This is a genomic window from Hymenobacter sp. 102, assembly GCF_049949205.1.
In the GTDB taxonomy this organism is placed as follows: Bacteria; Bacteroidota; Bacteroidia; order Cytophagales; family Hymenobacteraceae; genus Hymenobacter.
In genome coordinates this window covers 1039096-1061876 of sequence record NZ_CP188172.1, presented here as the reverse complement: position 1 = coordinate 1061876, position 22781 = coordinate 1039096, and the positions used below count along the sequence as shown (strand labels likewise).

Genomic DNA, 22781 nt, shown 5'->3' with positions numbered 1-22781 from the left:
TTCGGTGCCGTGGTTACTGCGTATCCGCTGGCCGCGCATCCTGCTACAGCATCATTCCGCCCGTGGCCTCGAGGCGCTGGCCATTGAGCCACCGGGCGGCATCCGTGCAGAGGAAGGCAACAAGGCCCCCAATATCATCGGGCTCGGCTACGCGGCCCAGGGCCGTAATCTGGGCTACGTAGGCGCGGATTTCGGGCGTATCCAGCATGGCGCCGCCACCAAATACTGCCCCCGGTGCTACTACATTGGCTGCAATGCCTCGGCTGCCTAGCTCCAGGGCCAGGTAGCGCGTGAATACTTCCACGGCTCCCTTCATACTGGCGTAGGCTGAGCTACCGGCAAAAGCAACCCGCGTGGTGCCGGAGGAAATATTGATAATCCGGCCCCCGTTGCGCAGCAGGGGTAACGCCTTTTGCGTGAGGAAGTACACGCCTTTAAAATGAATATTCAGCATCTCGTCAAACTGCGCCTCGGTGTTCTCGGCAATAGGGGCAGTGAGGCTGGTGCCGGCATTGTTGATCAGGAAGTCGAACTGGTCGGTATTGAAGGTAGCAGCCAGCACCGTGCTAACCTGCCCGAAGAATTCCGCGAAGGTGCGCACGTCGGCGGTGTTTAGGGGCAGGGCCACGGCGCGGCGCTCAAGGGCGGTAATTTCGGCCACTACGGCTGCGGCTTCAGCTTGCTGGCTGCGGTACGTAAGTATAACATCAATACCCTGCTGAGCCAGTTTCAGCGCCATGTCTTTGCCCAGGCCCCGGCTGCCGCCGGTGAGCAAGGCTATTTTGGAAGTACTCATGGGAAGTGTGTTTGTGGTGTTTACTGAACACAACAAAGGTCACGGGCCCCACTTGCAGGCGTGTTGTACGCGCCAATCAGCTTGTTGTAGAAATCAAATCGGGGTTGCTGCCAGCATCCGGAATGCGCCGGGGCTAATAGCGGCGTAGCGCCGGAAAAAATGGGAAAAGTGCGCTACATCCACAAAGCCCAGGCTATCGGCAATTTCCCAGAGCGTCCAGTCGGTCTGGCGTAGCAGTACTTTGGCTTCCTGCGCCAGCCGCCCCCCAATCAGGTCGGTGGTGGTACGGCCGGTACTGTCTTTGAGCACTTTGTTGAGGTGATTAACGTGCACGGCTAAATGAGCGGCAAAATCCTTGGCCGTGCGTAGCGGCACCCGCTGCTGGGAGGTAGTGAGGGGGAACTGCCGTTCCAGCAACTCCACAAACCGCGACGAGAGCCGGGCCGCTGCTGAGTAAGAGGGATGGAGCGTGGTAGCGGGCTGCCGCTTCTGGCCCAGGTGCAGCAGCTCCAGTACGTAGGCCCGTAGCAAGTCGTACTTATAGGCGTAGTCGGAGGCCAGCTCGGTGCGCATTTGCGCAAAAATAGCCGTTGCCCGGGTTGCCTCGGCTGGTGTCAGCTGAAACACGGGGTACCCATCGGCGCGGAATAAGGGCAACTCGTCGGGAGTGGCGCCGCCGAGAACCGGTAGCACGAACTCAGCCGTGAAGAGGCAGAACTGCCCTTGTTGAGGCTCGGTCGGCTGCCACTGAAATGGTACTTTCGGCGTCGAAAACACCAGGGCATCGGGGGCAATGTCAAGGGATTGGTTGGCGAAATAGGCGCGGCTGCGGCTACGCAAGAGGCTTATTTTATAAAAAGACCGGCAGGTGTAGGGCGTGGCGGACTGCGGCTGAGTGGGCTCCCAGAGGTCAGCTATGTCAAACGTGTTGAAGTGGCCAACCTCGCGCTGAATACCGCCGGGCAGTAAAGTGCTTAAGTTGAGGTCAGTACAAGGGGCTAGTTCCTGGTAGAGTTCGTTCAGCGCAGTGGTCGTCATAGCAGCAGGGTTCTTGTAGAATTCAAAGCCTGAGTAACTCAACAGCCCCTGGAAAGGTTGACTGGAGCGCTTGCAGCTACACCACCACTGCTTGTGCGGCCACCTACCCGCTAATCCGAACAGTTGGCTTTTTATTTTCGAACACACTGTCCGTTTCCGGACAACTTTAACAGCGGCTATAGTACCTATTTTTACTGTATTTAGTTGTAAATGAATGCGTTGTGGATGTGGCACGGCACTTGGCTATACTACCAGGAATCCAGCACCGGACTGCTTGAAACCGGACACTCCTGCGTCATCCTGCTTACCCTTATTCTGTAGCTCTCATGGAAAACATCCTCGCTCAAACCACCGCCCGGCCCCAGATAACCGCCGAAGCGGGAAGCTCTGCCGCCCCCCAACCTGTTATTCAGCTGCGCGACATTGAGAAAATCTACCAGACCAAGACTATTGAAACGGTAGCCCTCAACCGTGTCAACCTGACCATCCACAAAGGAGAGTTTGTGTCGATTATGGGGCCTTCGGGCTGCGGAAAATCCACGTTGCTCAGCATTATGGGGCTGCTGGATGAGCCCACTGCTGGGGTAATTGAGCTGGATGGCCGCGCGGTGCAGTCGTACTCGGATAAGGAGCTGGCAGGGCTGCGCAACCACAAAATCGGGTTTGTCTTCCAGAGCTACCACCTCATCAACGACCTTTCGGTGCTGGATAACGTGGAGCTGCCCCTGCTGTACCGGCCCGGCGTGGGTGGTAAGGAGCGGCGGGAGCGGGCCTACGCCGCCCTCGATAAAGTGGGCCTGAGCACCCGCACCAACCACTTCCCCAGCCAGCTCTCGGGCGGGCAGCGGCAGCGCGTGGCCATTGCCCGGGCCCTGGCCGGCCGCCCCGAAATTATCCTTGCCGACGAACCCACCGGCAACCTCGACTCGGTGATGGGGGAGGAGATTATGGAGCTGCTGCTTAACCTCAACCGCCAGGAGGGCACCACCATTGTGATGGTAACCCACGATGAGCAACAGGCCCACAAAACGCAGCGCCTCATCCGCTTCTTCGACGGCAGCCAGGTCAGCTAGGCTTAAGCTACCAGTTGCCAGTTGCCAGTTTCGAGTTGCCAGTCTGTTCAGGATTCTCCTTCTGCTATGAAAACGCTTGCCTTTCCACTTTCCGACGCTGATTTGGTAGCCGCCTGCCGCCAGGGGAATGCCGCTGCCCAGGAGCAATTGTACCAGCGGTTCGCGCCCCGCATGCTGGCCTTGTGCCTGCGGTATTTGCGCCACGAGTTTGATGCCGAAGACGTGCTGGCCCGTGGCTTTGTAAAGGTGTTCCGGGGGCTGGGGCAGTTTGCGGGCACCGGCAGCCTGGCCGGATGGGTGCGCCGGATCATGGTGCATGAGTGTCTGAGCCACCTGCGCCGCCGCGAAAGCCTCACGCTAAGCCTGGAGCAGTGCTACACCGCCCACCTGGCCACCGAGCAACCCTCGGCGGACGTGGAGCTGCAGGCCGCCGACCTGCTCCGGCTGGTACAGGAGCTGCCCGCCGGCTACCGCACCGTGTTCAACCTCTGCGCCCTGGAGGGCTACACCCACCCCGAAGTGGCCGCATTGCTGGGCATTTCGGAGGGCACCAGCAAGTCGCAGCTGAGCAAGGCCCGGGCCCTGCTGCAGCGGCAGGTAACGGCGCTGCATTCTTCTCTTCCCACTTCCTACTCCTACGCTCATGTTGCTTAGCTACCTCAAAATTGCCTGGAAGGTGCTGCTGCGCCGTAAGTTCTTCACCTTCATCAGCTTGTTCGGCATCAGCTTCACGCTGATGGTACTGCTGGTGGTGTATTCCTTGTTCGACCATTTCCTGGGGCCTCATTATCCCGAAACCCGCAACAACCGCATGCTCTACGCCAACTTCCTGAACATGCGGTTCAAAAATGGGGGCAACCAGAACTCCCCGCCCAGCTATTACGTGCTCAACCGCTACGTGCGCACGCTCAAGGAGCCCGAGCTGATTTCGATTAGCTCCCAGTTTGCGCCGGCTTCGGCCTACATCAGCGGCAAAAAGCTCAAGCTTGATTTGAAGTACACTGATGCTCCCTTCTGGCAGCTGCTGGAGTTTGATTTTCTGGAAGGCAAGCCCTACGCCGAGCCGGATGTGCGCTCAGCGGCCCACGTGGCCGTCATCAACGAGGCCACGGCCCGCCAGTACTTCGGGCAGAGCAGGGGAGTAGTAGGCAAAACCATTGAGCTGGACCAGACGCGCTACCGCGTAACGGGTGTGGTGGCCGATGTACCGGGCATGCGCATCAATACCTACGCCGATGTGTGGGTGCCCATTACGCTGAGCACCGAGGATATGCAGCGCACCGAGTTTACGGGCAACCACGTGGCGCTGCTGCTGGCCAAAAGCCCCGCCGAGGTAGCCAATATGGAGGCCGAGTTTGACCGCATGGTGCGCGCCATTCCCAACCCCGACCCCAAGAACATCGAGCAGATCAACTTCCACGCCGACCGGATGCTGGCCTCCATTGTGCGCCCCCTCACCGGCACTTACGAGAATACCAAGGGCCTGACCATGTTCTACAGCGCCGTTTCCTTGCTCACGCTGCTGTTTATGCTGCTCCCGGCCCTGAATCTGGTAAACGTGAACATCAGCCGCATTATGGAGCGCAGCTCCGAAATTGGCGTGCGCAAGGCCTTTGGGGCCACCAGCGGGGCCCTGGTGCGGCAGTTTCTGGTCGAGAATATTTTCCTCACGCTGCTGGGGGCGGTGCTGGGGCTGGCGCTGGCTTGGGTTAGCCTGCAGGCGTTGAGTAACAGCTCCCTGGTGCCTTACGCCCAGTACGGCCTGAACTGGCGGATTTTCGGGTGGGGCCTGTTCATCAGCCTGGCCTTTGGGCTGCTGTCGGGAGTGTACCCGGCCTACAAAATGTCGCGGATGCAGGCCGTGCAGGCTCTGCGCAGCGCCAACAGCAGCAAGTAACCCCTCATCCTTCCTCAAGACCTCTCGCGCCATGTTACGCCATTTGCTTACCCTGATCTGGAACCGGAAGCGGGCCAATTTCCTGCTGCTCACCGAAATATTCTTCGCCTTTATCGTGCTGTTCGTCATTGGCAGCATGCTCATCTACAACCAGGTAAATTACCGCCTGCCCCGGGGCTTCGAGTACGAAAACGGCTGGGAAATGACCCTGAACCCCGCCGGGCAGGCCCGCGAGCAGCAGCACACGGCGCTGCTGCAGGTAATTCAGCGCCTGCGTACCCTGCCGGGCGTGGTAGACGTGGCCCGGCACAGCAGCAATACGCCTTTCTCGTTCAGCAACATGAACACCATTTTCCCGCATAACGGCAAAGACACGCCGCTCACCGAAATCTACGAGGTGGACGACCACGCGGCGAATGTGCTGGGGCTGAAGATGCTGGAGGGCCGCTGGTTTGACCGCCGCGACGACGCCGTGGGCTCGGCCAAGCCCATCATTGTGACCAAAGACTTCCGCGACGCGGTATTCCCGAACGGGAAAGCGGTGGGCGAGGTGATGGTGCGCGACAACGAGAAGCTCCGCATCATTGGCGTGACGACCACCTACCGCCCGGCCAACGACTACGCCGATGGCTCGCCCGGCATGTTCATGCGCACCACCGATCTGGACTCCGTGAACTTTGGCCTGCCGGTGCTGGTGGTGCGCGTGCAGCCCGGCTCCGATGCCACCCTGCAGGAGCGCGTAAGTCGCGAAATTGCCACCATCACGGGCGGCTGGAAAACCGACATTCAGCCCCTGCCCGAAAAGCGCATCCGCAAGCTCAAAACGGTGCTCGTGCCCATCGTGGGGTTATCATTGGTGGGAGTGTTTCTGATTCTGAATGTGGCCCTGGGCCTGTTTGGGGTGCTGTGGGTGAACATCAGCCAGCGCCGCGCCGAAATTGGCCTGCGCCGGGCCATGGGTGCCACCGGCTCGGCTATCAGCTGGCAGTTTCTCACCGAAATGCTGTTGCTGACTACCCTGGGCGTGGTGCTGGGCAGCCTGGTAGCCATGCAGTTTCCGTTGCTGGGGGTGCTGGGCGTGCCCTCCGTCACCTATGTGCTCGGTATGGGAGCCGCCGCCGTGCTTATCTACCTGATTACGGCCGTGTGTGCCTTTCAGCCCAGCCGGCAGGCAGCGGGCATTCACCCGGCCGTGGCGCTGCGGGAAGAGTAACGGTTGTCACCTACGCATGAACGGCTGGGCCGGCCAGCTGATATGTGCCGGCAAATTCCGTCCTTCGCCTACCCTGAGCTATGATTCTGATTATTGACGACGATATAGCAGTCCGCACCTCATTGGGGCTGCTGCTGAAGCAGGCCGGCTACGCGGCCAAAACCGTAGCTACGCCTGCCGAAGCTTTGCGCCTGGTGGAGGACGCGCCCCCGCGCCTGGTGCTGATGGACATGAACTTCTCCCTGGACACCAGCGGCCACGACGGCTTGCAGCTGCTGGCCCAGGTGAAGCGCCTGGCCCCCGCCGTGCCGGTTATTCTGATTACCGGCTGGGGTAGCATTGCCCTGGCCGTGGAAGGGATGAAGGCCGGGGCCGCCGAGTTCATCACCAAGCCCTGGCAGAACGATTCCCTGCTGCAAACTATCCGCACCATCCTGGCCCTGCACGAGCCCGAGGCCGACAACGACCCCGCTGCCCTTTCGCGCCGGCAATTGGACAAGCAGTACGAGCTGCGCAACATTGTGGGCCAGGATGCCCGCCTGCTGCAGGTGCTGCGCAACGTGGGCCAGGTAGCCGCCACCGACGCCTCAGTGCTCATCGAGGGCGAATCGGGGACGGGCAAGGAGCTGATTGCCGAAGCGGTGCACCAGAACAGCCAGCGTCGCCGCCAGCCTTTCGTGAAAGTGAATCTGGGCGGTATTTCGGCGTCCTTGTTCGAGAGTGAGATGTTTGGGCACCGTCGTGGGGCTTTCACCGATGCCAAAACCGACCGGGTGGGCCGCTTTGAGTTGGCCAATGGCGGTACCATTTTCCTGGATGAAATCGGGGAGCTGGACCTGGCCTCCCAGGTGAAGCTGCTGCGGGTGCTGCAGGACCGTACCTACGAGGTGCTGGGCGATAGTAAGCCGCGCCGCCTGGATATCCGCGTCATTTGCGCCACCAACCGCAACCTGGCCGACATGGTGCAGCAGGGCCGTTTCCGGGAAGATTTATTCTACCGCATCAACCTGATAACCGTGCGCCTGCCCGCCCTGCGGGAGCGGCCCCAGGATATTCCGCTGCTGGTGCAGCATTTCGTGGATGGCCTGCGCGCCACCTACAACCGCCCCGCCCTGAAGGTGAATACCCGGGCCATGCACTGGCTGCAGGAGCAGCCTTTGCCCGGCAACATCCGGGAGCTGAAAAACCTGGTGGAGCGGGCCGTGCTGGTGTCGGGTAAGGATGAGCTGGGTCCCGATGACTTCCAGGCCCAGTCTCAGCGCCTGCCCGTGCGCCCCACCGAAGCCGGCGAGCTGCCCGAGCCCGGCACCATGACGCTGGATGAACTGGAAGCCCAGATGATCCGCCGTACCCTGGAGCATTATCACGGCAACATCAGCCGCGTAGCCAAAGCCCTGGGTCTGAGCCGGGGGGCTTTGTACCGCCGGCTGGAGAAATACGCCATTCCCTTTGACGCGGAGTAGCCCACGCCCCGGTCCGGCGGGCGCAGCCCGTCGAGCCGGGGCGTGGGCTGACACCCACACAAAGCCATAACAACATCAGCTCACTTCAACCGGTCCGGCGGCTGGAAGCCGCCGGACCGGACCAATTCCGCTCCTAACTTTCCAGAGTTCATGACCCTGCGCGTCAAGTTTCTGCTGTTCGTTGTCATCATCCATGCCGTGCTTATCGTGCTGGCCGGGCAGGTGATGCGCACGAATGCGCCGCTGTTTGTGGGGCTGGAAGTGCTGCTGTTGGGCAGTATCTGGCTCACGGTGCAGCTGTACCGGGGCTTCGTGCGGCCCTTTCAACTCATTGCGGCCGGTACCGCGGCCATCCGGGCCCGGGATTTCTCCATGAAATTTATACCCGTGGGCCAGCGCGAGATGGACCAGCTCATTGGCGTGTACAACCACATGATTGAGGAGCTGCGCAAGGAGCGCATCACCCAACACGAAAAAAGCTACCTGCTCGAGAGTCTGATTCGGGCCTCGCCGGCCGGGGTATTACTGTTGTCGTTTGATGGTTGCATTGAAGGCGTAAACCCGGCTGCCGAGCGCATACTGGCCCAGCCGGCGCAGGAGCTGCTGGGCCAATTGCCCACCCAACTGCCCGGTCATTGGGGCCCGGCCCTGGCGGCGCTGACCGATGAAGAACCGCGCGTGGTGCAGCTCTCCGGCCTGCAAACCTACCGGGCCAGTAGCTCCCGGTTCATTGACCGGGGCTTTCAACGGCGATTTATTGTGCTGGAAGAGCTGACCCAGGAGTTGATTCAGCAGGAGAAGAAGGCCTACGAAAAGCTGATCCGGATGATGTCGCACGAGGTAAACAACTCCATCGGAGCCATCAACTCGTTGCTGCAGAGCTTTCAGTACTACGCCCCCCAACTGGCCCCCGACGACCAGCCTGATTTTCGGGAGGCGCTGGACGTGGCTATTACCCGCAACACCCACCTGGCCAACTTCACGGCCGGTTTTGCCAACCTGGTGCGCCTGCCGCCCCCGCAGCCCCAGCCGGCCAACGTGCACGAGCTGCTGAGCGCCACCGAGCGGCTGCTGCACGTGCAGGCGGAGCGCCGCCGCATCCGCTGGCACTGGCACCTGGCCCCCGAGCCACTGGTGGCGTCCCTCGACCCGCTACAATTGGAGCAGGCGCTGCTGAACATCTGCAAAAATGCCCAGGAAGCCATTGGGGAAGAGGGGAACATCTGGGTGCGTACCAGCCTCCACCCGCCACAAATCTGCATCGAAAACGACGGGCCCGGCATTGCTCCCGAAACACAGCAGCGGCTCTTCACACCCTTCTTCAGTACCAAGCGCGACGGCCAGGGTATCGGCCTCACCCTCATCCGCGACATTCTGCTGCAGCACAATTTTCGGTTTGAGCTGGCAACCCAGTCAACCGGCCGCACGGCCTTCACCATTTGGCTATAAAGCCACCAAAAAAGGCCCGACTGCAGTACGCAGTCGGGCCTTTTTCAGCTTGAGTGAATTGGCTTACAGCAGTTGCAGCCGCCGCGTTTCCTTACCGCAGCGCACAAAGTACACGCCCGCCGGCAGGGTAGGGAGCCGGAGCCCCGTTGCCTCGTACGCAGGGCGGGCGTTGGGCACTACCAGGCGGCCCAGCGCATCAAACACCTGCACCGGGGCATTGGCGGGGAGGCCAGTGGCCCATACGGTGCCCTGGCTGGGGTTGGGCCAGATGGTAAAGGTGCCCGCCGAGTTTTGAGTGAGGTCGTGGAGGGTAGCCAGAAAGAAGCGGGCGGCAAAATACTCGTAGTACCTGCCCCCGGCCGGCAGCTCGGTAGCACCAAGCGAGTAGCTGGGGCCCTGATAGGTACCAAGCAACTGTACATCACCGCTGGGCGTAGCAGTGAGACTCCAGGCGTATTCATCACCGGCTCCGCCGCCGCTGGCGGCCCACCGCCAGGTGCCGGTTTTATCCAGCTCCGCCACGAAAAAATCAGTTTTACCCCGGGAACTGAGGATGGGCAAAGTGCCAAATTGTAGCTCTGGGCTGGCGAAGTTGCCGGCCAGGGTGAGGCTGCCAGCCCTGGTCAGGGCCAGGCTCAAGCCATACTCATTGCCGGAACCGCCCACGCGCTTGGCCCACTGCCACGCCCCCTGCCCGGAAAGTTTGGCTAGCAGAACATCGGTACCGCTAGTAGCTCCGGGTAAATTGAAGGAACCAACGGAAGCCTGCTGCCCGCTGATGCTGCCCGTAAGGTAGCAGTTGCCAGCGGCATCTACCGCCAGCCCCTGCCCGTTTGAAACGCCCGTGCCGCCCCGTACGGCCCACTGCCACCGGCCATACTGCCCATCTAGCCGGGCGACAAACAGCTGGTTGCTATTGCTGCCCGGTAAGGTAAGTTGGTCGAAATGAGGGCCCTCGCCGGTGAAGGTGCCGGCTACGTACACGTTGCCGGTGGCATCGGTGGCAATGGCGTTGCCAAAATCGTAGGCCCGGGAATTGTCCACCACGCGGGCCCACTGCCACTCGCCGGCGGTATCCAGCTTAGCTACAAACGCATTGTACCCGCCCCGGGTGCTTACCGAGTGCAAGCCAAACGCTATGCCGTAGCCCCGCATGCCGCCCGTAACGTAGGCGTTGCCGGCGGCATCCACCGCCACCGCCTGTGGGTACACGTAGCTGTCATCGGGGCCACCGGCGGTTTTTACTCGCCCGAACTTGCCATCGGCCGTGAGGGTAGCCAGAAACAGGCTGGGGCCGTAGCTGATGTTCTGGACCTGCTGAGTGCCAAATGCGGCAATATAGCTTTCAAATCGCCCCACCACATGCAGCCGCCCGTTGGCATCCAGCGAAATGCCGGTGCCCGTATCGGTACCCCGGCCGCCGGCCTGCACTGCCCAGGCATAGGCGCCATTGGGCAGTAGCTTAGCCACAAATACGTCATAGTCGCCGGCTGCGGTGAGAGTGGTGGTGCCCAAGGTGAGGGAGCCGCGGAAACTGCCGGTAATAAAGGTGTTGCCCGCCGCGTCGGTCACTGCCTGGCCCGCTTGACTCTGGGCCTCAAACGTATCAGGCTGTTGCCCGGAAGCCACCCAGGAAAAGGCGGGTACCTGGGCACTGCCGGTACGGCTCAGGCCCGGCGTAAACAACAAAAAGCAGGCGAAAAGTAGGGGTGCACGCATATGGAATAAGTAAGATGACGACACGGGAACAGGCTCGGGAAACACGAAGCCGGTACCAAATGAATTGCTACCGGCTTCAGTTTCGCTAAAATCGTGCTACTTCCGCTTTACCGGCGGTCTGCCGGTTGGCTTGGCCGGGGCTGGTCGGCTGGTGGGCGCGGCTCCGTCTTTGACAATCTGACCGTTGCGGTAGGTTTTCTTTTCCAGTACCGCCTTGCCATCGGGCCCGAAAGTGCTCCATACGCCCGATTCCTTGCCGTTGCGGAAAAAGCCGCTGACGGCCAGCGTGCCGTCTTCGCGTAGCTCCCGGTAAGTACCAGTTCTCAGGCCCTTCACGTAGGTGGTTTCCTTGTTGAGCTTGCCCGAGGGGTAAAACTCCTGGCCCAGACCGGTCAGTTTACCGGCCTCATACAGCCGTTTGCTCTGCACAGTACCGGTAGGGAAGTAGGTGAGGCTTTCACCCGCCAGCTTGCCATTGACGTAGGTTTCCTGGGAGGCTACCTGCTTGCCGCCCGGGTGGAAGGTGCGCCATTGGCCCGCGGGCACGCCGTTTTTGTATTGCTGCTCGGCTTTGGCGGTGCCATCCTCGTGGTACTGGGTAATTTTTCGGTCCCGGCCCTGGTTGGCGTACTCAATCTTCTGCTCCGATTTGCCCGACTCGTAATAATCCTGCTGGGTACCTACCAGCACGCCTTGCCGGTACACCTGGGTACTTTTCACCGCCCCGCTTTCGTAGTAGGATTTGGCCGGGCCATCGAGGTTGCTGGTGCCGCCGGCCAGGCTTTTGGCCTGCTTGGTGAGGTCGTCGGCCAGCGGGTTCTTCACGGCCCGGCCCACCAAAGTAGCCGGCGCGTAAGTGCCTTCGGTGCGCAGCTTGCCCGAGCGGTAGTAGCTGCGGTAGCTGCCTTTGCCGCTCTTATCGGCCTGCACATCGGTTTCCAGCTGGCCGTTGTCGTAGTACGTTTTGTAAGGCCCGGCCAGCAACCCCCGGTTGAAGGTGCCTTCACTCTGCAGCTGGCCGTTCTCGAAGTAGGTTTTCACCGGCCCGGTGGCCTTCCCGTTTTGGTAGGTGATTTCCGCGCGGGGCTTGCCCGAAGGATACAGCCCCCGGATGACGCCGGCCGGTTGCCCGTTGCTGAGCGTGGTTTCCAGCTTGATTTCGCCGTTGGGGTGGTAATAGCGCAGCGTACCGGTGGGCTGGTCGTTGTCGTAGGAGCCTTCCTGGGCCAGCTTGCCGTTGTCGTAGAAGGTTTTGAACGGACCCTGCCGCACGCCGTCCTGGTAGGTTACCTCCAGCCGGTGCCCGCCGTTGGGGTGGAACTCCACGTACGCCGAGTCGCGCTTCCCGTCCCGGAAGCTGGTTTGCGACTCCAGCTTGCCCGAGCGGTAAAACCGCTTGTAGGTGCCCTGCATCACCGTATCAGCCCCCACCAGCGCCGAGTAGATTTCGCGCCGCTGCGCGTTGGTGGAGTCGTAGTACGTGGTGAAGCGGCGCAGTTTCTGGGCCTGGGCCGTGGCCGCCGAGAGCAGCAGCAAGGCCAATGTCAATCGTTTCATAGGTGCAAGAACGGGCTAATTCAGCAAGTAGTATTTCCGGTCGGGCAGTCCGGGAGTCTGCCGCGCTGCCCGCCGCGCGTAACAGCGGCCACACAAAAGCCCTGCCGCAAAACATGCAGCAGGGCTTTTGTAGTATCAAAATAGTGGTTAGTTGTCGGTTGCTCGTTGTTAGAACGACACGGGCAACCAACAGCCAATACCCTTACAGCTTCTCAACAACCAGCGAGCTGGCCCCGCCACCGCCGTTGCAGATGCCGGTCACACCGATTTTGCCGCCTTCATTCTGCAGCACGTTTACCAGCGTGGTTACAATGCGCGCGCCCGAAGCACCCAGCGGGTGGCCCAGGCTCACGGCCCCGCCGTACACGTTCACGTTTTTGCCTTCCAGGTTCAGCAGCTTGTTGTTGGCCAGGGAAACCACCGAAAAAGCCTCGTTGATTTCGTAGAAATCCACTTCCGAAGCGTCCACCCCGGCGTTTTTCAACGCCTTCGGAATAGCCAGCGACGGAGTAGTGGTAAACCACTCGGGGGCCTGCTCGGCGTCCGCGAAGCCGCGGATGCGGGCCAGGGGCTTCACGCCCAGCTCCTCGGCTTTCTCCCGGCTCATCAGCAGCACGGCGGCGGCCCCGTCGTTGAGGGTCGAAGCATTGGCGGCCGTTACGGTACCTTCCTTGCCAAACGCGGGCTTGAGGCCGGCAAACTTGGCGAAATCAGCCTTGGTGTACTCCTCGTCGTCGCTGATAACGGTTTCCTTGCCGCGCACCGAAATGGTCACGGGCACAATTTCGTCCTTTTTCTTGCCGGCCTGGGCCGCGGCGGCGCTCCGCTCGTAGCTCTGCTGGGCAAAAGCGTCCTGCTCCTCGCGGGTGATGCCGTAGTGCGTGGCCGTGCGGTCGGCGGCTACGCCCATGGCGAAGTCGTGGTACGGGTCCCAGAGGCCATCCTTCATCAGGCCGTCAATCATCTGGCCGTGGCCGTATTTAGCGCCGAAACGGGCTTTGTCGAGGTAATAGGGCACGTTCGACATGCTCTCCATGCCGCCGGCCAGTACTACGTCGGCCTGCCCCAGCATAATGGCCTGCGCCCCGAACATAATGGCTTTGGTACCCGAGGCGCACACTTTATTTACGGTGGTGCATTCTACGGTATCGGGCAAACCGGCTTTCTTGGCCGCCTGCCGGGCGGGGGCCTGGCCCAGGTTAGCGGAAATTACGTTGCCCATAATCACCTGCTCCACCTCCTTGCCGTCCACGCCGGCTTTGTCCAGCGCACCCTTCAGGGCAATGGCCCCCAGCTCAATGGCCGACAACGACGACAGGCTGCCGCCGAAAGACCCGATAGGGGTACGTACGGCGGCTACAATTACTACTTCTTTGATTTGCATGATGGGGTTGGGTGGGAATGGTTGAAATCGGGTGCTAAAGGTAGAAAGGTTTAAGGATGCAATGCTGCATGCGCACGGGAGTTGATGACTATGGCATTGCCTTCCTCCGTTCCGTATCCCCGCGCTACCACCCCGGCCGGGTCTTATCAGCAGGTTTAGTGGCTTTGCGCGGAAGCTGCTGCAGGTACTGCTGTTCGGTGGCGTGCAGGGCTTCCAGCAACTGGCGGGCCTGGCCGGGACTCAGATTCATCTGTTGCAGGCGGGCCCGCTGAGTTTGCAGGTTGGCTTCGGCGTTGGAGGCCATTTCGGTGCCCCCGCGCCGGCTGTTGCCCCCCGCGGCTTCGGGTCCGGTTGCCTGGCTGCTCAGGCCCCGGGTAGTGCCCGGCTGACTGCCGAGTGCCACGGCTCGCTTCGGTCCACGGCCTGGCTGAAAGCCGCCCTGAGCCGTCTGCCCCGGTCGGGCAGTGGGCTGCGTTGGGTCCGGCAGCCCCGTCGCTCCGGGTTGGCGTTGCGGGGTGCCCTGCGGGGCGGCCTGAGGCTGGTTTACTTCATCGGGCCTGGTAGTTCCCTCGCGGCTGCCCCCGGCTGCAGACGGCGGCTGGGCCGGGCTACCATCGGGGCCGGGCGGGGGGGAGCTGGGAGGAGGCTGGTGCAGCAGTGCCTGCAGCAGCTCGTAGTTGTAGCGGGCGGCGGTATTGCCGGGATTAGCCAGCAATGCCTGCCGGCACAGGCTGCTTGCCTGGGCATAATCGGCCTTGTCGGCGGCAATAACGGCCAACTGCTGCAAAGCCACGCTCCGGATAGGGCCGGCGGAGCTGGTTACGAGACGACTATAGTAGCCCCGGGCTTCGGTGGGGCGGCCCGCCCGGAGGGTAGCGTGGGCCAGATTCAGCAAAACCGCCTCCTCCGGGCGGCGCACCACCCGTACGGCCGTCTGGTAGGCTGCCGCCGCCGCCGCCCACTGCTGGCGCGCGTAAGCGGCAGCCCCCTGCTGCACGGCCACGTTCCGCTCATGAATGCGCAACAACGCCTGCCAGGCCCCCAGCCACAGAGCCGCCAGTAGCAAAACAGTTTTCATGGCCGGATAACTTTCACGGTTATTATGACATCCAAGGCCAGCAGCAGCAGGGCCAATAGCAGCGGATACCGGTAGCGGTTATCGGCCACCGATACCGTGCGTACCTGCTGCATCAGGCCCTCTACCCGGTTCAGGGCGTTTAGCAGCAGCGGAAACTCGTTGCGCTGGTCCGACAACTCAAAATACCGCCCGCCGGTTTGCTCCGCCAACTGGCGCAGGGGTGGTGCCACCAGCTTTGTAATGGCCTCCCGGCCCCGGGCGTCGCGCACGTAGCCCCGCCCCCCGGACTGCGGAATGCGGCTGCCCTCGGGTGTGCCGACGCCTACTGTAAACACCCGCGCCCCCGAGCGGGCCAGGATGCGCACGGTCGGTTCCAGGTTTTCCCCAAAATCCTCCCCGTCCGTAACCAGTACCAAGGCCGTAGTGCGCGCAGGGGTAGTGCCGGTAGTGGTAGGGGCCGTAGCGGCCAAGCGCGTAAGCGCCAGTTCCAGTGGCGGCACCAGATCGGTGCTGCCAGGGGGCACCAGGGTGGTTTGCAGCGTACTCACGAATAGTTGCAGCGCCGCCTGGTCGTAGGTGAGCGGGCATTGCACGTAGGCTTCCCCCGCAAAAATAATTAGGCCCAGCCGGTCGGCGGGGAAGCGGCTGATGAGGGTGCTCAGCTCGGCCTTGACTTTTTCCAGGCGGGAAGGAGCCACATCGGGGGCGTTCATGGAGCGGGAGAGGTCCACCAGCAGCCACACATCCTTGCCCGCCGTGCGCACCGGCGTTTGCGTGAGGCCATATGCCGGCCCCCACAAGGCTACCCCCAACAGCCCCAGATACAGCAGCCGCAGTAGCAGCTTCCAGCCCAGTGGCCAGCCCGTTTGTTGCAGCGGCGCGGCCAGCCGGCGGGTACGAAAGCCGTAACCGAGGTACAAAAGAAAAAAAAGTACGGCGGCCACACCCTCAACCCAGGTTGGCTGGTAAGCCCAATTTAGCACAAGGTTAACTTCTTCATGATCAAAATAGAACCAGCTATTTAAGGCGGCCTTCCGGGGGCAGCTGCGTGGTGCGGAGCCGGCGCACAGGCCGTGTTTGCCGCGGCAAGATGGAAGATATTTTTTTTGAAAAGTGTTGTTTCTCCATTCTCCTTGTATATTTGCACACCTTTCAGCCGGAAAGGATGCCCCTCTGGAGAGGTGGGTGAGTGGCTTAAACCAGTAGTTTGCTAAACTGCCGAAGACCTAAAGTTTTCCGGGGGTTCGAATCCCCCCCTCTCCGCATTGTTTATTCTGAATTATGAGAGTTGAATTATGAATCAGCTATTCGTAATCCAACTCTCATAGTTCAGAATTTTTTTTCGGGGTGTAGCGTAGCCCGGTATCGCGCCTGCTTTGGGAGCAGGAGGCCGCAGGTTCGAATCCTGCCACCCCGACGTTTGAGCTTAAGCCGTTTGCCCACCATTTGGGTGGACGGCTTTTGTGCTTTCTGACCCCGTAGCTCAGCTGGATAGAGCAGCTGCCTTCTAAGCAGCCGGTCATTGGTTCGAATCCAATCGGGGCCACTTCAACCCGCTTTACGTTCATGTAAAGCGGGTTTTTTTGTGTAGATCCCGCAAAAACGCCCAATGCATTGCTCGCGCAGACTTGGTTTAAACGCGTTGGGCAATGTACGCCCAATGCCCTCCCTCTGCAACTGCTGAACAATGCTTTGAAACGGACATAACCATCGCAACTCCTATATTGAATAGGGTATTGACAATAGCATAACGTAATTGAGGCCTAAGTGCCCTTTCACACCCAGCGCCTTTCGATGCGCTTCCGCATGCTGCTTATTTCGTTGCTCATGAAAAAAAATGTACTTACGCTCTCTGCTATCCTGGTTGTATGCGCGGCGGCGCAGGCACAATGGGTGCAGCAGCCGTTCTCATTTACTCCCACCAGCCGGGTGCCGCTGTACGTAGATGCCGTGGACGCCAGCACGGCGTGGTCGTTGTCCAGCGGTATCCTTTCCCGCAGCACTACCAATCAGGTAGCCCGTACCTTCAATGGCGGGCAGAACTGGACGGTGCTGACCATTGCCGCCATCGATACCGACAATGAAACTATTCAGAGCCTCTCGGCTATCAGTCCAACCACGGCCTGGGTAGTGACGGCAGGGGTAGCGGGCGGGCGGATACTCAAAACCGCCGACGCGGGCAATACCTGGGTAGTGCAGAGTACGGCTGCCATGTTTACCGGACCGGACAGCTACCCCAATACGATTCACTTTTTCAACGCCAACGACGGGGTAGTAATGGGTGACCCGGACGATACCGGCCGGGGCATGGAAATCTATTACACAGCCAACGGCGGCACTTCCTGGACGCGAGCCACCGTGCCCGTAGGCACCAAGGATGAGTTAGGCACCATTGCTCCTCCCGCCGTGGTTGGCAACTCAATCTGGCTACCCAACGACGAGGGCGACATCTTCCGCTCCCTCGATAAAGGAGCTACCTGGACGGTTGCGCGCCAGGTAGCGTCCGAGGCCATTGAGAACGTAGCCTTCCGGGACCAGCAGAATGGGCTGGCGATTATCAGTGATGAGAATTCGACCAAGCACCAGCTGTTTCGTACCACGGACGGCGGCAGCACTTGGAGCCGGCTGAACTATTCCGGCCCCTTGCGCGGCTTTTCTATCGATAACGTGCCCGGCACCGGCAACTACATTTCCGTCGGCCTTGATTTCGGGAACGGGGACGCGGGCTCCTCCTACAGCCGGGACAACGGCCAGACCTGGGTGAGCATCGAAACTACCCTGAACCATCTGTTTGTGGATGCAGCCGGCCCCGCGGCCGTCTGGAGCGGAGGAGTGGGCGAAAATTCGGCGGGTACCATCATCGGGCTGGGGGCAAACAAGCTTACCAGCACGGTATTGGGCGCGCGCACGGCCCTGCTGGTCGCCGGGGCCAGCCTAAGCCCAAATCCGAGTACGAGCGGCCGGTTTCGGGTAGAGTGGCCCGCTGCTGCCCACGTTGGCCCCGTTACCCTCACGTTAACCGACGCGGTGGGGCGGCAGGTGCAGCAGCGCAGGCTGGAAAGCAGCCGCGCGGGTGAGGCCAGCCTGGACCTGAGCCGCGAAAAACCGGGTCTGTACCAAGTAAAGCTGGAGTCGGAAACGGGCGTAAGCTACCTGCGGGCCCAGGTACTGTAGCGGAACGTTCCGATCTAAAAAAAAGCCATTGCAGCCGCCCCGGAGCAATGGCTTTTTTGTGCCCGAAAGACAGGGGTAAATCGGCCTTTTGGCTGGCAAAAACCGGATTTTTTCGGTATCTTTGTCCATACCTAAATCAGGTTGAATTAACTGCGTCACATGAGTGAAACACAAGAGATAATCGGAACCTCGGACTACTCCGCGGATAGCATTCAGGTGCTCGAAGGGCTCGAAGCCGTGCGCAAGCGACCCTCCATGTACATCGGTGATACCGGCGTGAAAGGATTGCACCACTTGGTGTGGGAGGTCGTCGATAACTCCATTGATGAAGCCCTGGCCGGCCAGTGCGACCGGATTGAAGTAACTATCCACCCCGGCAACGCCATTTCGGTGCAGGATAACGGCCGCGGCATTCCCGTTGGCATCAACCAGAAGTTCGGCAAATCGGCCCTGGAAATTGCCCTGACCGTGCTCCACGCCGGCGGTAAATTCGATAAGAACAGCTACAAAACCTCCGGCGGCCTGCACGGCGTGGGCGTAAGCTGCGTGAATGCGCTCAGCACCCACACCCACGTTACCGTGAAGCGCGACGGCCACATCTACGAGCAGGAGTACACCATTGGGGTACCCCAGTACGATGTGCGGCAGATTGGCGACACCACCGAGCGGGGTACGCTGGTGTGGTTCCAGCCCGACCCCACTATCTTCGACGAAACCACTACCTACTCCTACGAGCGCATTGCCACGCGTCTGCGGGAGCTGTCCTACCTTAACCGCGGCATCCGCATCATCCTCACCGACCTGCGCACGCCGGAAGACGGGGGCGAGCCCCAGCAGAACGAGTTCTACTCGGAAGGCGGCGTGGCCGAGTACGTGCAGTACCTCGACAACAGCCGCACGGTGCTCATGCACAAGCCGGTGTACGTGGCTACCGAGCGGGGCATTCCGGTGGAAGTGGCCTTCCAGTACAACGACTCGTTCCAGGAGCACATTTACTCCTACGTCAACAACATCAACACCCACGAGGGCGGTACGCACGTCTCGGGCTTCCGAGCGGCTATTACCCGGGTGCTGAAGGCCTACGCCGAGAAATCGGGCGAGGTGGCCAAGGCCAAGGTGGAGATTCAGGGCGACGACTTCCGCGAGGGCCTCACGGCCGTTATTTCGGTAAAAGTAGCCGAGCCGAAGTTTGAAGGGCAGACCAAGGGCAAACTGGGCAACTCCGAGGTGAACGGGGCGGTGAACACCGTGGTGGGCGAAATTCTGAACCAGTACCTGGAGGAAAATCCCAAGGAAGCCCGCGTTATCATCGACAAGGTGATTCTGGCGGCCAAAGCCCGCATTGCCGCCAAGAAGGCCCGCGAGATGGTGCAGCGCAAAACCGTGCTGGGTTCCAACTCCCTGCCCGGCAAGCTGGCCGACTGCTCCGAATCGGACCCTGAAATCTGCGAAATCTACCTCGTGGAAGGGGACTCGGCCGGTGGTACTGCCAAACAAGGCCGCAACCGTGCCTTCCAGGCCATTCTGCCGCTGCGGGGTAAAATCCTGAACGTGGAGAAGGCCCAGGAGCACCGCATTCTGGAAAACGAGGAAATCCGGAATATGATTACGGCCCTGGGCGTGACCTTCGGCACACCCGCCGATCCGGAGAATGGCATTGAAGCCGACGCCAAAGCCCTCAATACGGCCAAGCTGCGCTACCACAAGGTCATCATCATGACCGACGCCGACATCGACGGCTCCCACATCCGCACGCTGATCCTGACCTTCTTCTTTCGCTACATGCGCGAACTGGTGGATAAGGGTTACATCTACATTGCCCTGCCGCCGCTCTACCTCGTGAAGCGGGGCAAGGAGGAGCGCTACTGCTGGACGGAGGAGGAACGCATGCAGGCTCAGGAAGACCTCGGCCGCGGCAAGCCCGAAACGGTGAACGTGCAGCGCTACAAAGGACTGGGCGAGATGAACGCCGAGCAGCTCTGGAGCACCACCATGCAGCCCGCTACCCGCTCCCTGAAGCAGGTAACCGTGGACTCGGCCGCCGAAGCCGACCACCTGTTCTCCATGCTGATGGGCGACGAGGTAGCTCCCCGCCGTGACTTCATCGAGAAGAACGCTAAGTACGCCAAGCTGGACGTGTAACCAGTGTAACTCAGAAAGGCCCGCTTTGCAGCGGGCCTTTTTTGTGTGTCTTCAGCAAGTATATATGCGGCAGAACATATCTTCCGGAGCCCCTTGGGAAACAACTGTTGGGTATTCCCGCGCCGTTCGGGTCGGGAATGTGGTGGAAGTGGCCGGTACCACGGCCCAGGATGGCAGCACCGTTACCGGCCCCGATGCGTATAGCCAGGCAGTACGAATTCTGCAGAAGATTATGGTTGCCCTGGCTGAGGCCGGAGCTGGGCCCGAACACGTAGTGCGTACTCGGATCTACCTCAAAAACATCGCCGACTGGGAAGCCGTTGGCAGAGCGCACGGCGAAGTATTCGGCACAATTCGTCCGGCCGCTACTATGCTGGCTGTGAGTGCCCTGATTGCGCCGCAGCTATTGGTGGAAATTGAAGCCACTGCTATTATTCCGGACTGACTATACTACTGCGGGCGTTTGCTCGTATTTTGTCCGGCCTTTCTTCTTACCGCATGAAACTGTTCAAATCCGCCGACCTCATCCGCAAAAGCAAATACATCAGCCGCGACCTGAGCTGGCTGCGCTTTAACTACCGGGTGCTCGACCAGGCCCGCGACGCCAGCCGCTCCCTGTTCGACCGGCTGCGGTTTATTGCCATTACCAGCAGCAACCTCGACGAGTTTTTCATGATTCGGGTGGGCTCGCTCTATAACTACCTCGACTATGGCAAGGAGCGCATCGACTACTCAGGACTGCGCGAAATGCCTTTCCGGCGCAAGCTGCTCGATTTTGCCCACCGCTTTGTCAACGACCAGTCGCTCACCTACCTCAATGAGCTGAAGCCGCAGTTTGAAAAAAACGGCTTCAACGTGCTCAAGATGGAGGAACTCACGGAGCTGGAGTTGAAGAAGGCCGACGGCTACTTCAAAAACACCATCTTCCCGCTGCTCACGCCCATGGTGTACGACAGCTACCACGGCTTCCCATTGATGATGAACCAGATGCTCATCTTCGGGGTGGTTACGCGGGCCGGGGGCGGGCTGGATGCGGAGGCGGAGCGGGGCCAGGAGCGGCTGACGTTCGTGCAGATTCCGCAAAACCTGTCGCGCTTCTTCGAGCTCACGCGCAAGGATAAGGTCATCTACGTGCCCATTGAGGAAATCGTGCGCGAGAACATGCCCAAGCTGTTCCGCAACGTGGAAATCGTGTCGGCCGATATGTTCCGCATCACCCGCAACGGCGACTTTACGCTGGAGGAGTCAGACGACATTGACGTGGACTTCATCAAGGAGATTCAGCTGGGGCTGAAAACCCGGAAAAAGGGCCGGGTGGTACGGCTGGAGGTGGAGCCCAACGCCTCGCAGCTGCTGATGAACGTGCTGAAGGAGCGGTGGAAGATTGACAACGGCAACGTATTCGTCATCAATTCCCTCATTGACCTGAAAGGGCTGCTGCAGATTCTGAAACACCCCAACTTCCGGGGCAAGGGTTTCAAGCAGCCGGCGGCTGTTACGCCGCTGAGCCTGCCCGAAGGAGCCGAGGACAACCTCTTCGAGTACCTCAAGCACCACGATGTGCTGCTGCATCACCCCTACAACAACATCGATCCGGTGGTGCGGCTGCTGGAGCAGGCCGCCGAGGACCCGCACGTACTGGGCATCAAGCAGACCATTTACCGCCTGGCCGACGACTCCCGGGTGACGGCTGCCCTGTTGAAAGCTGCCGAAAACGGCAAGCACGTGTCGGTGCTGTTTGAGGTGAAGGCCCGCTTTGATGAGGAGCGCAACATTCGGGAAGGGGCTAAGCTGGAAAAGGCCGGCTGCTTCGTCATTTATGGGGTGAGCAAGTATAAGACGCACACCAAGATGATGATGATCATCCGCAAGGAAGGGGAGAAGGTAACGCGCTACGTGCACATCGGCTCGGGCAACTACAATGAGCAAACCAGCAAGGTGTACACTGATGTGAGCCTGCTAACCACTAACGACGTGTACGGCCACGACGTGTCGGAATTCTTCAACGTCATCACCGGCCACTCCCAGCCTGACGACTACGAATACCTGATTACGGCGCCCAAGGACATGCGCCAGCAGCTGATTTCCCTGATCCGGGAGGAAAGCCGCAACGCCAAAAAGGGACTGCCCAGCGGCATTGTGATGAAGATGAACTCCTTGGAGGACAAGGAGATGATTGACGAGTTCTACAAAGCCAGCAAGGCCGGCGTGCCCATCCGGTTTATTGTGCGTGGTATCTGCTGCCTGCGGCCGGGCCGGGCCGGACTGAGCGAGAATATTGAGGTGCGCAGCATTGTGGGCGACTACCTAGAGCATTCCCGCCTATTCTACTTCCACCAGGCCGGGCACCCCAAAGTGTACGCCGGCTCCGCCGACCTGATGGTGCGCAGCTTCGACCGGCGCATTGAGGCGCTATTTCTGATTGTGAATCCGCAGCTCAAGCGCGAGGCCATCAACGTACTGTACTTCAACCTGAAGGACAACCAGAATACCTACGTGATGCGCGAGGATGGGGCCTATATTCGGCGCCAGCCCGCCCCCGAAGAGCCGGTATTCAACGTGCACAAGGAGTTCTACAATAAGAACTTCAGCATGGTAGGGGAGAATGCGCTGTACGAGGAGTGGCTGTCCTGCGCGGCCATCCGCAACGATGCGCCGGGAGACGCTGCGGAGGCCGTTGTATCGACCGGGGAACTGCCGGCCCCCGAAACCGGCGCGGAAGCCGTAGCAGCTGCAGTAGCCGAGGAAAATCCCGAAACGGAAGCGGATCTGGCGTAGAGGAAGGGGTTAGGAATCAG

Annotated in this window: 17 protein-coding genes and 3 tRNA genes; 13 read left to right on the top strand and 7 right to left on the bottom strand. The window is 60.6% G+C overall.

Annotation, left to right across the window (positions count from 1 at the left end; translation table 11 throughout):
- Window positions 1-43: 43 nt before the first annotated feature.
- Both ACN19L_RS04660 and ACN19L_RS04655 read right to left on the bottom strand, forming a co-directional pair.
- Window positions 44-796: an SDR family NAD(P)-dependent oxidoreductase gene (locus tag ACN19L_RS04660; protein WP_426492374.1), complete on the bottom strand. Its 753-nt coding sequence runs from the start codon at window positions 794-796 to the stop codon at window positions 44-46.
- A 93-nt stretch (window positions 797-889) separates the two neighbouring features.
- Complete coding sequence (locus ACN19L_RS04655) at window positions 890-1834, bottom strand: helix-turn-helix domain-containing protein (RefSeq protein ID WP_426492373.1); 945 nt, start codon at window positions 1832-1834, stop codon at window positions 890-892.
- A gap of 326 nt (window positions 1835-2160) precedes the next feature.
- Between ACN19L_RS04655 and ACN19L_RS04650 the strand changes: the two genes are divergently transcribed.
- The 6 genes from ACN19L_RS04650 (at window position 2161) to ACN19L_RS04625 (ending at window position 8929) form a co-directional block, all read left to right on the top strand.
- Window positions 2161-2907, top strand: coding sequence for an ABC transporter ATP-binding protein (locus ACN19L_RS04650; RefSeq protein ID WP_426492372.1), 747 nt, complete (start codon window positions 2161-2163; stop codon window positions 2905-2907).
- A 66-nt stretch (window positions 2908-2973) separates the two neighbouring features.
- Window positions 2974-3561 carry an RNA polymerase sigma factor gene (locus ACN19L_RS04645; protein WP_426492371.1) on the top strand — a complete coding sequence of 196 codons (588 nt, stop codon included), beginning with the start codon at window positions 2974-2976 and terminating at the stop codon, window positions 3559-3561.
- Entirely contained in the window at window positions 3551-4804 is a 1254-nt protein-coding gene (locus ACN19L_RS04640; RefSeq protein WP_426492370.1) for an ABC transporter permease, read from the top strand. Before ACN19L_RS04645 ends, ACN19L_RS04640 begins: the two co-directional genes overlap by 11 nt.
- A 31-nt stretch (window positions 4805-4835) precedes the next feature.
- Window positions 4836-6017: an ABC transporter permease gene (locus ACN19L_RS04635; RefSeq protein WP_426492369.1), complete on the top strand. Its 1182-nt coding sequence runs from the start codon at window positions 4836-4838 to the stop codon at window positions 6015-6017.
- Between the two features lie 80 nt (window positions 6018-6097).
- Window positions 6098-7480 (top strand): sigma-54-dependent transcriptional regulator, encoded by a 1383-nt coding sequence (locus tag ACN19L_RS04630; protein WP_426492368.1) that lies wholly within the window; start codon window positions 6098-6100, stop codon window positions 7478-7480.
- Window positions 7481-7630: 150 nt separating this feature from the next.
- Window positions 7631-8929, top strand: a complete 1299-nt coding sequence (locus ACN19L_RS04625; RefSeq protein ID WP_426492367.1) for a sensor histidine kinase — start codon at window positions 7631-7633, stop codon at window positions 8927-8929.
- 63 nt (window positions 8930-8992) lie between these two features.
- On the opposite strand, the gene ACN19L_RS04620 is transcribed toward ACN19L_RS04625, so the two are convergent.
- From ACN19L_RS04620 to ACN19L_RS04600, 5 genes are all read right to left on the bottom strand, one after another.
- Window positions 8993-10648 (bottom strand): T9SS type A sorting domain-containing protein, encoded by a 1656-nt coding sequence (locus ACN19L_RS04620; protein WP_426492366.1) that lies wholly within the window; start codon window positions 10646-10648, stop codon window positions 8993-8995.
- A gap of 96 nt (window positions 10649-10744) precedes the next feature.
- Complete coding sequence (locus tag ACN19L_RS04615; RefSeq protein ID WP_426492365.1) at window positions 10745-12205, bottom strand: toxin-antitoxin system YwqK family antitoxin; 1461 nt, start codon at window positions 12203-12205, stop codon at window positions 10745-10747.
- Window positions 12206-12407: 202 nt separating this feature from the next.
- Window positions 12408-13589 carry an acetyl-CoA C-acyltransferase gene (locus tag ACN19L_RS04610; RefSeq protein WP_426492364.1) on the bottom strand — a complete coding sequence of 394 codons (1182 nt, stop codon included), beginning with the start codon at window positions 13587-13589 and terminating at the stop codon, window positions 12408-12410.
- A 124-nt stretch (window positions 13590-13713) separates the two neighbouring features.
- Complete coding sequence (locus tag ACN19L_RS04605; protein WP_426492363.1) at window positions 13714-14667, bottom strand: hypothetical protein; 954 nt, start codon at window positions 14665-14667, stop codon at window positions 13714-13716.
- Window positions 14664-15587 carry a VWA domain-containing protein gene (locus tag ACN19L_RS04600; RefSeq protein WP_426492362.1) on the bottom strand — a complete coding sequence of 308 codons (924 nt, stop codon included), beginning with the start codon at window positions 15585-15587 and terminating at the stop codon, window positions 14664-14666. Before ACN19L_RS04600 ends, ACN19L_RS04605 begins: the two co-directional genes overlap by 4 nt.
- 255 nt (window positions 15588-15842) lie before the next feature.
- Here ACN19L_RS04600 and ACN19L_RS04595 point away from each other — a divergent pair.
- The 7 genes from ACN19L_RS04595 (at window position 15843) to ppk1 (ending at window position 22761) form a co-directional block, all read left to right on the top strand.
- Window positions 15843-15930: transfer RNA gene (locus tag ACN19L_RS04595), tRNA-Ser, on the top strand.
- Window positions 15931-16010: 80 nt separating this feature from the next.
- Window positions 16011-16084: transfer RNA gene (locus ACN19L_RS04590), tRNA-Pro, on the top strand.
- Between the two features lie 55 nt (window positions 16085-16139).
- Window positions 16140-16213: transfer RNA gene (locus tag ACN19L_RS04585), tRNA-Arg, on the top strand.
- Between the two features lie 281 nt (window positions 16214-16494).
- Window positions 16495-17841 (top strand): hypothetical protein, encoded by a 1347-nt coding sequence (locus ACN19L_RS04580; RefSeq protein WP_426492361.1) that lies wholly within the window; start codon window positions 16495-16497, stop codon window positions 17839-17841.
- A 159-nt stretch (window positions 17842-18000) separates the two neighbouring features.
- Window positions 18001-19983, top strand: coding sequence for a DNA topoisomerase (ATP-hydrolyzing) subunit B (gyrB, locus tag ACN19L_RS04575; RefSeq protein ID WP_426492360.1), 1983 nt, complete (start codon window positions 18001-18003; stop codon window positions 19981-19983).
- Window positions 19984-20047: 64 nt separating this feature from the next.
- Window positions 20048-20428: a RidA family protein gene (locus tag ACN19L_RS04570; RefSeq protein ID WP_426492359.1), complete on the top strand. Its 381-nt coding sequence runs from the start codon at window positions 20048-20050 to the stop codon at window positions 20426-20428.
- Window positions 20429-20481: 53 nt separating this feature from the next.
- On the top strand, window positions 20482-22761 hold the full coding sequence (ppk1, locus tag ACN19L_RS04565) for a polyphosphate kinase 1 (RefSeq protein WP_426492358.1): 2280 nt from the start codon (window positions 20482-20484) through the stop codon (window positions 22759-22761).
- Window positions 22762-22781 lie beyond the last annotated feature (20 nt).